The following is a 12,792-nucleotide window of genomic DNA, read 5'->3' on the forward strand; positions in this document are numbered from 1 at the left end:
TACGAAGCGTCCGACCGTCGGCAACGATACCGGCACTCGGAACGGCCCCCACGGGACGGGGGCGCATGCGGAAGGTAGCGTCAGGGACACGGTCTCCTTGGGTTCCCGCGGGGGCTCAGGGGCCGCAGGGCCGTGGAAGCGACGCGGAAGCGATGAGGAAGACACACACCAGATGACCGACCGACGCCGCCGTGCGGCCGCATCCGACAGCACCTCCCGCGAGGACAACCCCTTCGCGCCGCCGCCGGAGGGGCAGCCGGACCGGCCGTGGGAGCCGCGGGTGCCGCGCGAGCGCGACACCGGTGAGTCACCGGGGGCTCGCGGGACCGGTGGGCCGGGTTCGGCGCCCTCTGGATCGTCCGGATCGTCCGGCCAGGGGCCGGGCACGGGCGGCGGCTCGGCTGACGGCAGCTCGGCTGACGGCAGCTCGACCGGCTCGACGGACGGCTCGACCGGGGGCGGACCGCAGGGCGGAGACCGCGAAGGCACCGGGGACTCGAACGGTGAGCAGCAGTCGTCGGGCTGGGGCAGTCAGTGGAGCGCCCGGCAGCCGGGGCGGCAGAGCGGCGGGTTCGGCGGCGGCCCCGGCAAGGCGGACAGCGGCAGCGGGAACGGCCGGACCAACGGCGACCAGGGGCCGTCCGGACCGGGCGGTTCCGGCGGCCCGGACGGCCCCGGCGGCACTCGCGGGATGCGTTGGGACCCCACCGACCCCCTGCAACGCCACGCCCGCTACTCCCTGCACGCCGGGATCTGGGGCCTGTTCTTCGCGCTGCTGAGCGTGCCGCAGGTCGCCCTGCTGCTCGGGGCGCTCTCGCTGTACTGGGGCAGCAACGCGCTGCGCGGCAAACTGCCCGCTTCCGCAACGAAGGCGGGGGGCAAGTCCGCCACAAAGGCCACGAAGAAGGACAAGGGCGGCAGGACCGGGCGCAAGGGTGCTGCGGCCACCGCGGAGGACGTGGCCGGCACGGCACGCGGCGCGGAGCAGAACGGCACCGCCGAAGACGCCGACGGCAAGCCCCGGGTACCGCTGGCCGTCACGCCCGCCCAGGCGGACAAGGCCAAGCGGACAGCGGCCATCAGCGGCCTGGTCACCGCGAGCCTGACGCTGGTGATCGTCGGGGCCACCTTCGCGTTCCAGTTCGTGTACAGCGACTTCTACGCCTGCCAGAACGACGCACTCACCCAGTCGTCCCGGGATGACTGCACCCGGCATCTGCCCGAGGAGCTGCGGCCGTTCCTGGAGGACCGCTGACCCCGGCCGACACCGCGGCACCGGGCACCCCCGGCATCTCCACGGTGCGGACGGGCGAACCCCGTTACCCTGCGGATCACTTCGCCGGGACCGCCTGAACCGTCTCGTCCGGGCGGGCCGAGGCGTCGGCGGAGGGCGAGAGGTCGTCCCGGGGCGAGGTGCCTGCGGGGGACGCGACGTCCGGGCCGGGATCCGGCGCGGATCCGGGCTTCCGGTCGGCATCGGTACGCGGTGCGAACGGGGGCGGGCTGCGCCGTTCCCGTTCCGTCTCACCCGTTCCGGAGCGTTCGAGGCCGCGGTCTCCGTCGAAGTCGTCGGGCGCGAAATCGGGCATCAGGCCGCCGGAGGCGGCCTTCATCACGGACCAGCGTGCGCGGCGGACCTCGTCGGTGTGCCAGGCGGGGTCCGGGCCGTGGCCCTGGGCGGCGAGCACGGCAGCCTGCACGGCCTGCGCCGCGGCGGCTGTCGCCCTGCGCGCGCGGTACCGCGTCCACCAGCCGACCCACAGCGCGGTCGGCAGCCCGACGGCGGTCGTCCAGGCGCACGCCGCGCCTCCGGCCTGCCACCAGTACGGCCCCACATGAGCGAGCGTCCCGTTGCCGAGGGGGCCGCTCGCACTCGCGGTGAGCAGCGCCGTGACGGCCCCGCACAGCACGGCGGCGAGCAGCACGGTCACGACGGTGGCGCGCCAGCCCGGTGCGCCGCGCAGCGCTCTCCCGGGTCCGGGCCCGAGTCCGGGGCCGGCGCCGGGTCGGGGTTCGGGGCCGGGTCGGAGTTCGGGGCCGGGTCGGGGTTCGGGGCCGAGACCGAGTCGGGCCCCGGGTCCGGGTCCGACAGCCACTTCGGAACGCCCCACCCACCAGCCGCACAGCAGACCGCCCAGCAGGGGGACCAGGCCCGTCAGGCACCACTGGGGAACGCTGCCGGAGCCCTCCTCCGGCACGGCGGCCAGCAGCGGGAACGGCGGGAGCAGCGGGGCCGCCGTCGTGCCGAGCGGGCCCGCGACGCTGTCGGCGCCCAGCGTGAAGCCGGGACCCAGGGCGTAGGACGTCGCCCACAGCGCCGCGTTGGGCAGCAGCGCGACCGTGAGCAGCAGCAGCCCGAGGTGGCCCGATGCGCTTCCGGCGAGCTGCGGAAACGCGCCGAACGCCGCGCGGGCGTTCCAGACCAGAGCAGCCGCCAGAAGTGCCGCACCACCGGCGCACAGCACCACGGTGGCCGTACCGGCAGCCTGTACGGCCACGACAGCCCGCTCCCGGGTGACGAGGCGGAGGGCGCCGCGCACCCGGGAGCGGGCCGGATCCGGCAGCCGCGCGAGAAGTGCGGCCCAGCTCCTGGCGAGCGCGTGGGGCGGCAGGCAGCGGACCGCGCAGAACCCGGTCACCAGCACGGCGAACAGCGGCAGACGGCAGGCGGCGCTGACGGGGTCCGCCTCGAACGGACCGCCGGAGGCGGAGGCCAGCACGGCGGCGGTGACCAGGAGATAGCCGCCCGACACCCACACCGCCACCTCCGGTGGCCCGTAGTCGTCGTCCGTGCTCGGCCGGGTATCCATCGCCTCCCGCGTCGCGCGCCACAGCAGCCAAACGGGTACCGCCGTCAGCAGGAGGGGTGTCACCCCCACGGGTGCCACCGGGCCGGTCAGTGTCTCCTGCCGCACGAGCTGCGCGCCGTGCGCCAGCAGCCACAGGTCCGCCGCCGTACGCAGGGCTTCGTCCGCACCTCCGACGGGATACGGCGAGACGGTCCACAGCAGCAGGACGACGACGACGGACAGGCCGAGCCCGAGCCCGGCGGCCACCGCACCGCCCAGCAGCCATCCGCTGGTGAGGGGCAGGAGACGGGGGTGGCGGCGGCCCGAGGAGAGCGACGGACCGCGGTGCGTCAGGGGGCTCACAGCGCCATGCTGCCAAGAACACCCGTTTTGCCCTAGTAGCAGGCATTTTGTCGCTGTGTCGCACAAGCTAAGTGGTATGCCTCTCTCCCCCTCCTCCGACGACGCCCCGAACACGGCCCGGCCCCGCTCCTCGGAAGCTCCCGACGCGCCCTCCCTCCGAGGCGCACCGGCTGCGGAGACTCCGGCGGAAGCGCGGCCCGGGGCTCCGGCGGATGCTCGGACGGACGCCCGGACGGAAGGCCGGACGGAGAGGACCCCGGCGAAGGGCGGGGAGAGGAGCGCGGAGAAGGCGGCGCACCGGACGAGGAACCGGAAGACCCGGCAGACCCGGAAGAGCCGGCAGAGCCGGGAGAGCCGGGAGAGCCGGGAGAGCCGGAAGCAGGAGAAGCGCTCCCCCGGCGGCCGGGCGACGACTGCCGCCGCGGCGCACCCGGCCGCTGAACGCCGCCCCGAGGGGGAGCCCGGTGCGGCCGAGGCAGCGCAGCCCCCAGTGTCGGCACGGGACCCGAAGGCGTCGGGGCACGCCGCGAAGGCCGCACCGGCTCCGGACGCGCCGACCCAGGGTCCGACGGCGGCTGCACCGGACCCGGAAGCCGCCGTGCTGCCCTCGGAGTCGTCGAAGGCTCCGCCCGCACCCGAACCCACGGACGAACCCGAACCCGAACCCGGCCCCGGGCCCGAACCAGCGACCACACCGGGTCCCGCCGACCCCGCACCTACGGCCACGGCCGAGGTGGCCCCGGCCGAGCAGGAGCGGGCACCGGAGCAGACAGAGACGACGGCACCGGCACAGGAGCAGGCACAGACACCGCAGCCGCAGGCACAGACGCAGACGGAGCCGCAGGCACAGACACAGACACAGACGCCGCAGACACAGACGCCGCAGACACAGACACAGGGCGGGGACGAAGGGGAACTCGTCACACCGACCCCGCGGACCGAGCCCCAGCCGCAGACCGGCTCGCCGCGGGTTCCGGCTCCGGCGCCGCGGAGCGATCCGGAACCGCGGGTCGAGGTGGTGGCGGAGGTGCCCGGTCCGGTGCAGGACTTCGTCCGGTCGGCCCGGCGGACCGCGGTGCTGCCGGACGATCCGGTCGCCGCGTTCGACGAGCTGTACCTGTGGCAGGCGCGTGCGCTCACCCGCCAGGCCCTGCTGCTGTGCGGGCACCGCCGGGTGGCGGAACGGGCCGTGCGCTGGGCGTTCCACCAGGCGTGGCAGCACTGGCCGAAGGTGTTGGCAGGGGGCGATCCGACCCGGACGGTGCGGGCGACGGTGTACGAGTACGCGCTCTCACCCTGGCATCAGTTCCATCCGAGACACCGCAGACCTGAGGTGTGCCGGGGTTCGTCGGTCGACAGCGCGGTACTGGAGTCGTTCCTGGAGCTGCCGCGCAGCTACCGGGCCGCGCTGCTGCTGCACTACGGGCTGGGGCTGAGCCTGACCGAGACGGCCGCCGAGGCGGAGTGCAGCACCGAGGCGGCGGCCGGGCGGATCGCGCACGGGCGGGCGGCGCTGGAGGAGAACTGGCCTCCGCTGGCACGGTCGCCGCGTCGGCAGCGGGGCGCCGTGCTGGCCCGTACCCTGCGCGAGCTGGCCGCCGCGCAGCCGGTGCGCCCGGTCCCCGCCCAACTGGTGCGGGGCGGCAGCGCGCGGACGACGCGGCTGTGGACGCGCGCTTCGGTCGGTCTGACGGCGGCGGTGGCCGCGGCGACCGCGTTCACCCTGCTGACGACCCAGACCGGCGACAGCGCCCCGGCGCAGGAGCGGGAGCGGGCACCGCGGGGGACGTTCGCCCCGGCGACGCTCCCGGGCGGGCCGGAAACGGGGGCGGGGATGGGGGCGGGGATGGGAGCGGGACCGGGGGCGGGAGCAGGGGCGGGGGCGGAGACACGCACGCACTCCGCTCCCACGAGTGAGCGGGACAGCGCGGGCTCCTCCGTCCGGACACCGGCCGGCGGAGCAGGGCAGGCGTACCTTCCCCAACTCCGGTCCACCAACACCCGGGGGCATCTGCACGACTTCCCGTAGCCCGGGACCGGCGGGCCCTGCGTTCCGGACGGACGGGGCCGGACACGCCGACGGGCCCGCACCCCGGAGGGTGCGGGCCCGTCGAGCGGCTGGAGCCGGGCAGCCGGCCCGCTGCCGGACGCCGAGGCGCCGGACACCGAACCGTTGCCCGCCGGCCGTCCCCGCCGAGGCGTCGGACGCCGGTCCGCTCAGGTACGCGGCGCCGGTCCACCCAGGCGTCAGGCCCGCCCGAGCATCAGGCCCGCCCGAGCGTCAGGCACGCCCGAGCGTCAGGCACGCTCAGGCGTCAGGCGCTGAGGCGCTCCCGCGCGAGCCGCGCGGTCTCGGACGGGGTCTTGCCGACCTTCACGCCCGCGGCCTCCAGGGCCTCCTTCTTCGCCTGCGCGGTGCCGGAGGAGCCGGAGACGATGGCGCCCGCGTGGCCCATGGTCTTGCCTTCCGGCGCGGTGAAGCCCGCGACGTAGCCGACGACCGGCTTGGTCACGTTCTCCTTGATGAAGTCGGCCGCACGCTCCTCGGCGTCGCCGCCGATCTCACCGATCATCACGATCAGGTCGGTGTCCGGGTCGGCCTCGAACGCCTTGAGGGCGTCGATGTGGGTGGTGCCGATGACCGGGTCACCGCCGATGCCCACGCAGGTCGAGAAGCCGATGTCCCGCAGCTCGTACATCATCTGGTACGTCAGCGTGCCGGACTTGGAGACCAGGCCGATGCGGCCCGGCTTGGTGATGTCGGACGGGATGATGCCCGCGTTCGACTGGCCGGGGGTGATCAGGCCGGGGCAGTTCGGGCCGACGATCCGCGTCTTGTTGCCCTTCTGGGCCGCGTAGTCCCAGAAGTAGGCGGTGTCGTGGACGGCGATGCCCTCGGTGATCACGACGGCGAGGCCGATGCCCGCGTCGACGGCCTCGATGACGGCGTCCTTGCTGAACTTCGGCGGGACGAAGATCACGGTGACGTCGGCGCCGGTGGCCTCCATGGCCTCCTTGACGCCGCCGAAGACGGGCACCTCGGTGCCGTCGAAGTCAACGGTGGTGCCCGCCTTGCGGGGGTTCACACCGCCGACGATGTTGGTGCCGGAGGCCAGCATCCGCTTGGTGTGCTTCTGGCCCTCCGAGCCGGTCATCCCCTGGACGATGACCTTGCTCTCCTTGGTGAGGAAGATAGCCATGGTGTGTCGGTGTCCTCGTTCGGTCTCGTCCGGGCTTACTTGGCGGCCAGCTCGGCGGCCTTGTCGGCCGCGCCGTCCATGGTGTCCACCTGCTGCACGAGCGGGTGCGCTGCGTCGGTCAGGATCTTGCGACCCAGCTCCGCGTTGTTGCCGTCGAGGCGGACGACGAGCGGCTTGCTGACGTCCTCGCCCTTGGACTTGAGCAGCTCCAGCGCCTGCACGATGCCGTTGGCGACGGCGTCGCAGGCGGTGATGCCGCCGAAGACGTTCACGAAGACGGACTTGACGTCCGGGTCACCGAGGATGATCTCCAGGCCGTTGGCCATCACCTCGGCGGAGGCGCCGCCGCCGATGTCGAGGAAGTTGGCCGGCTTGACGTTGCTGTGCGCCTCGCCCGCGTAGGCGACGACGTCGAGGGTGGACATGACCAGCCCCGCGCCGTTGCCGATGATCCCGACCTGGCCGTCGAGCTTGACGTAGTTGAGGTTCTTGGCCTTGGCCGCGGCCTCCAGCGGGTTGGCCGCCGCCTTGTCCTCCAGGGCCTCGTGCTCGGGCTGGCGGAAGTCGGCGTTGGCGTCCAGCGACACCTTGCCGTCCAGCGCGATGACCTTGCCCTCGGCGGTCTTGACCAGCGGGTTGACCTCGACCAGGAGGGCGTCCTCCTTGACGAAGACGTCCCACAGCTTGATCAGCACGTTGCTGATCTGGTCGACCAGCTCGGCCGGGAACTTCGCGGCCTCGGCGATCTCGCGGGCCTTGGCCTCGGTCACGCCCTCGATGGCGTCCACCGGGATCTTGGCCAGCGCCTCCGGCTTGGTGGCCGCGACCTCCTCGATCTCCACGCCGCCCTCGACGGAGGCCATGGCCAGGAAGGTGCGGTTGGTGCGGTCCAGCAGGAAGGAGACGTAGTACTCCTCCTGGATGTCCGCGGTCTGGGCGAGCATCACCTTGTGGACCGTGTGGCCCTTGATGTCCATGCCCAGGATCTGGCCGGCCTTCTCGACCGCGTCCGCCGGGTCGGAGGCCAGCTTGACGCCGCCGGCCTTGCCGCGGCCGCCGGTCTTGACCTGCGCCTTGACGACCGCCCGGCCGCCGAGCCGCTCGGTCACCTCGCGCGCCGCCTCGGATGTCTCGATGACTTCACCGGCCAGCACCGGTACGTCATGCTTGGCGAAGAGGTCCCTCGCCTGGTACTCGAACAGGTCCACGCGCGTCCGTCCCCTTAATCAGTGGTCTCGCGGTCGATGTCAGCGTGGGCGTGCCGCAGGGCCGCGGCGTCCACGGGTCGCGCGGCATGTCCGCCTTGCAGGTTAGCCCTGCGTGCGTGCGGTGCCTAAATCGCACCTCACACATCCGCGGTGACAACGGTCACAGCGCACACCCGGAAGGTGTGCGGGGCACCGATCGCCACCGGTCCCGCACACCCGGGAAAGCTCGGGGACACCCGGGGACGCCCGGCGACACCCGGGGACACCCCGGGGCGGGCTACTCCGGTACCGGCAGCGGACGTTTCTCTATCGCCGCCGCCATCACCTCCGGGAAATGGTCGGGTGTACAGGCGAAGGCAGGCGCGCCCAGCGCCGCGAGCGCGGCCGCATGATCCCGGTCGTAGGAGGGCGCGCCCTCGTCGGAGAGGGCGAGGAGGGTGACGAACCGAACACCGGACGCCTGCATCGCGGCGACCCGCTTGAGCATCTCCTGCCGTATCCCTCCCTCGTACAGATCGCTGATCAGTACGACGACCGTCTCCGCCGGTCGGCTGATCCGGGACTGGCAGTAGGCCAGCGCCCGGTTGATGTCGGTGCCCCCGCCCAACTGGGTACCGAAGAGCACGTCGACGGGATCGTCGAGGGCTTCGGTCAGATCCACCACGCTGGTGTCGAAGACGACGAGCCGGGTGTCGAGCGTCCGCATCGACGCCAGCACCGCGCCGAACACGGAGGCGTAGACGACGGAGGACGCCATCGACCCGGACTGGTCGATGCAGAGGATGACCTCCTTCTTGACGGACTGCGCCGCCCGCCCGTACCCGATCAGCCGCTCGGGGACGACCGTTCCGTACTCGGGCAGGTAGTTCTTGAGGTTGGCGCGGATGGTGCGGTTCCAGTCGATGTCCCGGTGCCGGGGGCGGTTGATCTTCGCGGAGCGGTCGAGCGCACCGGTCAGGGTCGAGCGGGTGCGGGCGGCGAGCCGCTTCTCCAGCTCCGCGACCACCTTGCGCACCACGGCACGCGCGGTCTCCCGACTGGTCTCGGGCATCGCCTTGTTCAACGACAGCAGAGTGCCCACCAGGTGCACGTCCGGTTCGATCGCCTCCAGCATCTCCGGCTCCAGCAGCAGCGCGGAGAGCCCGAGCCGGTCGATCGCGTCCCGCTGCATCACCTGGACGACGGAGCTGGGGAAGTAGGTGCGGATGTCACCCAGCCAGCGCGAGATCCGCGGGGCTGAGGCACCGAGCCCGCCCGAGGTCCCGGCACCGGTGCCGCCGCCGGCCGGACCGCTGCCCCCTGACCCGCCGTAGACCGCCTCCAGAGCCCCGTCCATCCCACTGTCGGCAGCGCCCAGCGCGCAGCCGGTGCCGTCCGCCGCGCCCCCGCCCAGCACCAGCCGCCAGCGCCGCAGCCGCTCGTCCGCCTCGACTCCGGTGAGCTGCGCCCCGCCGGACTCCGCCGCCTCTTCGCGGACCGTCATACCCGCGCCCCCTCCCGCTCGTGGCTCCCGTTCGCCGCACCTGTGCCGTCCCCGGCGGACGCCGTGCCGAGCAGCAGCCGCACCGTCTCCAGCACGGCGTCGGCCCGCCGCACCTCCAGCCCGGCACCGAACCCGGGCAGCCCCGCGCTCTCGCCGCTCCCCCGGCGGCTGCCCTCCCCCGCGGGACCGCGGCGCACCAGTTCACCGAGCGTGCGCCGTACTCCCGCCTCGTACTCCGCGAATGTCCGCCGCAGCAGCGGCAGCACATCCGTGAACGCGTCCGCCGGCACGCCCGTCAGCCAGCGGTCCACGAGGGCCAGCAGCCGCTCGTCGTGGACCAGCAGCATCCCGCCGCCCGCGAGGAACCCCTCGATCCACGCCGCGGCCTCCGCCGGAGGCGTTCCCGGCGACAGCGCCAGGCCCACCAGCCGTTCCGCCTCGGCGTCCGCCAACTGGCCGTCGTCCAGCAGCAGCCGTGCGCAGCGGCCCCGCAGCAGGCCGGGGACCCGGTCCCGGCCTGCGAGGGTGCGCAGCACCGTCCGCCACCGGTCCAGCAGATTCCCGGCCGCCCCGCCCTCGGTGTCCGGCGCCGCCGCGCCGCCCGCGTCCGGTGCCGCCGCGCCGTCCGCTGTCGGCACGTCGCGGGCGAGCAGGTTCACCGCCTGGTGGGCGGCGTCGAGATGGCCGCGCATCTCGCAGGCGCCCTCGTCGTCCAGCCCCGCGCAGGCAGGCGGCAGGCCGACCCGGACACGCTCGGCCATCCCACCGGCCACCTCCGCCAGCGCTCCCGCGTCGGTGCCCCGGACATCGCCGTAGCGCAGTGTGCGCACCAGCGCCGGAAGGGCGCGTGCCAGGTGGCCGACGTCGGACTCCAGCGCGGCCCGGTCGGCCAGCACCCGCATCACCACCGGAAGCGCGTCCGGCAGCCGGGCCAGCAGACACAGTTCGGCCAGGGCGGTGATCTCGGCCAGCGCGGTGCCGGGTTCGACCGCCCGGGACCGCGCCTTGGCGGTGGCCGCCTCGCGCACGGTCGTGCCCCAGATCCCCGCTTCGGCCACCCGCACGGACAGCTCCGGCTCCCAGCGCAGCCGCCAGCTCTCCCGGAACGTGCCGGTGCTGCCGCTCCGGGAGCGGGCGGGCTCGCCCCAGCCGATGCCGAGCAGCCGGAGCCGGTGCAGCAGCCGGCTGCGTGCCGCGTCGGTCTCCTTGCGCAGATCCAGGTCGAGCTCGCGCTCTGCTGCGGACGGCTTCAGCCGCACCGCGCGCTGGCAGCGGGCGAGGTCGCGCTGGAGGGGGACGGCCGGGCCTCCCTCGGGCACCTCGCCCAGCACGTCTCCCACCACGAGCCGGTCCCGGATCAGCTCCAGCGGCACGTCGGAGCCCTCGCACAGGACGGACCGCACCGCGTCCGTCGTCTCCGTCAGCCCGGCCAGCGGGCGGCCGCGCAGCGTGGCCAGCGTCTCGGCGAGCCGTACGGCCTCGATGAGGTGCGCGGAGGAGACCTGGTGGTCCTGCGCCCGCAGCAGCCCGGCCACGTCGGTCATCCACCGCTCCACCGGCCGGTCCGGGGCGGTGAAGAGGTGGCGGTACCACCCGGGCGAGGCGATGCCCGCGCCGTACCCGGACCGGCGTGCCAGCCGCCGGTGCGTCCAGGGCACCCAGGTGACTTCGGCTTTCACCTTGGGCAGCCCCTTGAGGGCCCGCCGGTCGGCGGTGACCGTCGCGGCCTGGGTGAGCGCCGGTACGTGCCAGGCGCCGCAGACCACGGCGGTGGCCGCGTCCCCGAACTCCTTGCGGGCCTCGCGCAGCCGCAGCCGCATGTGCGCCTCGCGGACGAGGTCGCGCTGGTGGCCGCCCGCGCCGTGCACCGCGCGCAGTTCGGCCATCGCCTCGCCGAGCGCCACGAACGGCTCGTACGGGTCGGCACCGGGAGCTGCGCCGCGCCGGTGCTCGACGGCGTCCTCCCACCAGCGCTCCGGATCGTCGTACCCGGCCGCCTCGGCGAGCGCCGCCAGCGGGTCCAGTCGCACTCCGCTCCCGCCCTCGGACGCGGATTCGGGACCCGAATCGGGATCGGGGCCCGAATCGGAGCCGGGACCCGAATCGGGATCGCGATCGGCGTCCCCGGCGGCACCACCCCCGTCGGTGCCGCCGGGGACCGTCTCCTGCTCGCCCTCGCTCATGGCGAGCGTGTGGGCGGCGGGCAGGTCGATGAAGCGGACGGGGACCCCGCGCCGCACGGCCCAGCGGATCGCCACCCATTCCGGTGAGAACTCCGCCAGCGGCCAGAAGGCGGCCCGGCCCGGCTCGTCGACGGCGTGGGCCAGCAGCGCCACCGGCGGGACCATGCCGTCGTCCCCCGCCGCCGCGGCCACCGCGTCGGCCTCGGGAGGGCCCTCGATCAGGACGACGCCCGGCTCGTACGCGTCCAGCACGGCACCCACCGCCCGGGCCGAACCGGGGCCGTGGTGCCGGACCCCCAGCAGCAGCGGACCTGCCGCGCCCCCTGCGACACCCGTCATGCGGACACCTCTCGGCAGGCCCGGTAGAAGTCCTTCCAGCCGTCCCGCTCGCGGACGACGGCCTCGAGGTACTCCTGCCACACCACCTGGTCGGCGGACGGGTCGCGGACCACGGCACCGAGGATGCCGGCGGCCACGTCCCCGGCGCGCAGCACTCCGTCCCCGAAGTGCGCCGCCAGCGCGAGCCCGCCGGTCACGACGGAGATGGCCTCGGCCGTGGAGAGCGTCCCGGAGGGGGACTTGAGCTTCGTGCGGCCGTCGCCCGTCACTCCTTCGCGCAGCTCGCGGAAGACGGTGACCACCCTGCGGATCTCGTCGAACCCCTCGGGCGCGGGCGGCAGGTCGAGGGAGCGGCCGAGCTGGCCGACCCGGCGCGCCACGATGTCCACCTCCGCCTCGGCGGTCTCCGGCAGCGGCAGCACCACGGTGTTGAAGCGACGGCGCAGCGCGCTGGACAGCTCGTTGACCCCCCGGTCCCGGTCGTTGGCCGTCGCGATCAGGTTGAAGCCGGCGACCGCCTGCACCTCTTCGCCCAGTTCGGGGACGGGCAGGGTCTTCTCCGAGAGCACGGTGATCAGCGTGTCCTGCACGTCGGCCGGAATCCGGGTCAGCTCCTCGACCCGTGCCGTCATGCCCTCGGCCATGGCGCGCATCACCGGACTCGGCACCAGAGCCTCGCGGCTGGGGCCCTGGGCGAGCAGTTGCGCGTAGTTCCATCCGTAGCGGATCGCTTCCTCCGCGGTGCCCGCCGTGCCCTGGACCAGCAGCGTCGAGTCTCCGCTGACGGCCGCCGCCAGGTGCTCGGACACCCACGTCTTGGCCGTGCCGGGCACGCCGAGCAGGAGCAGCGCGCGGTCCGTGGCCAGGGTGCTGACCGCGACCTCGACGATGCGGCGCGGGCCGATGTATTTGGGGGTGATGACAGTGCCGCCGGGGAGCTCGCCACCGAGCAGGTAGGTGGCCACGGCCCACGGGGACAGCCGCCAGCGGGCGGGCCGCGGGCGGTCGTCGGCCGCGGCGAGGGCCGCCAGCTCCTCGGCGAAGGCTGTCTCGGCGTGCGGCCGCAGGGCGGCGGCGGGAGCGGCCGGGCCGGAGGCCGGCTCTCCCGCGGACTCGGCAGCCGGATCCGCGACATGGCTCTCGGTCACAATTCCCCCTCGAAGCAGACCGGTTCTGGAAAAAGACAAGGGAATGGCCAAGGAAGGGAACCCCCGCGCCGCAGCGCCT

8 protein-coding genes are annotated in these 12,792 nt (G+C 74.1%); 2 read left to right on the forward strand and 6 right to left on the reverse strand.

The window, feature by feature from the left end; all coding sequences use genetic code 11:
• The first annotated feature begins 172 nt into the window (after positions 1-172).
• Positions 173-1,255: a hypothetical protein gene (locus BMX65_RS22285; RefSeq protein ID WP_075002130.1), complete on the forward strand. Its 1,083-nt coding sequence runs from the start codon at positions 173-175 to the stop codon at positions 1,253-1,255.
• Between the two features lie 76 nt (positions 1,256-1,331).
• Here BMX65_RS22285 and BMX65_RS22290 read toward each other — a convergent pair whose 3' ends face one another.
• A complete protein-coding gene (locus BMX65_RS22290) occupies positions 1,332-3,152 on the reverse strand; it encodes a cell division protein PerM (protein ID WP_075002131.1) in 1,821 nt (606 codons plus the stop codon).
• A gap of 1,039 nt (positions 3,153-4,191) precedes the next feature.
• Here BMX65_RS22290 and BMX65_RS32560 point away from each other — a divergent pair.
• A complete protein-coding gene (locus tag BMX65_RS32560; protein WP_143081878.1) occupies positions 4,192-5,181 on the forward strand; it encodes an RNA polymerase sigma factor in 990 nt (329 codons plus the stop codon).
• Positions 5,182-5,467: 286 nt separating this feature from the next.
• On the opposite strand, the gene sucD is transcribed toward BMX65_RS32560, so the two are convergent.
• From sucD to BMX65_RS22320, 5 genes are all read right to left on the reverse strand, one after another.
• Positions 5,468-6,352, reverse strand: a complete 885-nt coding sequence (sucD, locus tag BMX65_RS22300) for a succinate--CoA ligase subunit alpha (RefSeq protein WP_075002133.1) — start codon at positions 6,350-6,352, stop codon at positions 5,468-5,470.
• Between the two features lie 35 nt (positions 6,353-6,387).
• On the reverse strand, positions 6,388-7,560 hold the full coding sequence (sucC, locus tag BMX65_RS22305) for an ADP-forming succinate--CoA ligase subunit beta (protein WP_075002134.1): 1,173 nt from the start codon (positions 7,558-7,560) through the stop codon (positions 6,388-6,390).
• A gap of 277 nt (positions 7,561-7,837) precedes the next feature.
• Positions 7,838-9,043: a VWA domain-containing protein gene (locus BMX65_RS22310; RefSeq protein WP_075002135.1), complete on the reverse strand. Its 1,206-nt coding sequence runs from the start codon at positions 9,041-9,043 to the stop codon at positions 7,838-7,840.
• Complete coding sequence (locus tag BMX65_RS22315) at positions 9,040-11,565, reverse strand: DUF5682 family protein (RefSeq protein WP_075002136.1); 2,526 nt, start codon at positions 11,563-11,565, stop codon at positions 9,040-9,042. The genes BMX65_RS22310 and BMX65_RS22315 overlap by 4 nt, the downstream gene beginning before the upstream one ends.
• Positions 11,562-12,713 carry an ATP-binding protein gene (locus BMX65_RS22320; RefSeq protein WP_075002137.1) on the reverse strand — a complete coding sequence of 384 codons (1,152 nt, stop codon included), beginning with the start codon at positions 12,711-12,713 and terminating at the stop codon, positions 11,562-11,564. The genes BMX65_RS22315 and BMX65_RS22320 overlap by 4 nt, the downstream gene beginning before the upstream one ends.
• Positions 12,714-12,792 lie beyond the last annotated feature (79 nt).

This window comes from Streptomyces qinglanensis (assembly GCF_900111245.1).
Classification (GTDB): domain Bacteria; phylum Actinomycetota; class Actinomycetes; order Streptomycetales; family Streptomycetaceae; genus Streptomyces; species Streptomyces qinglanensis.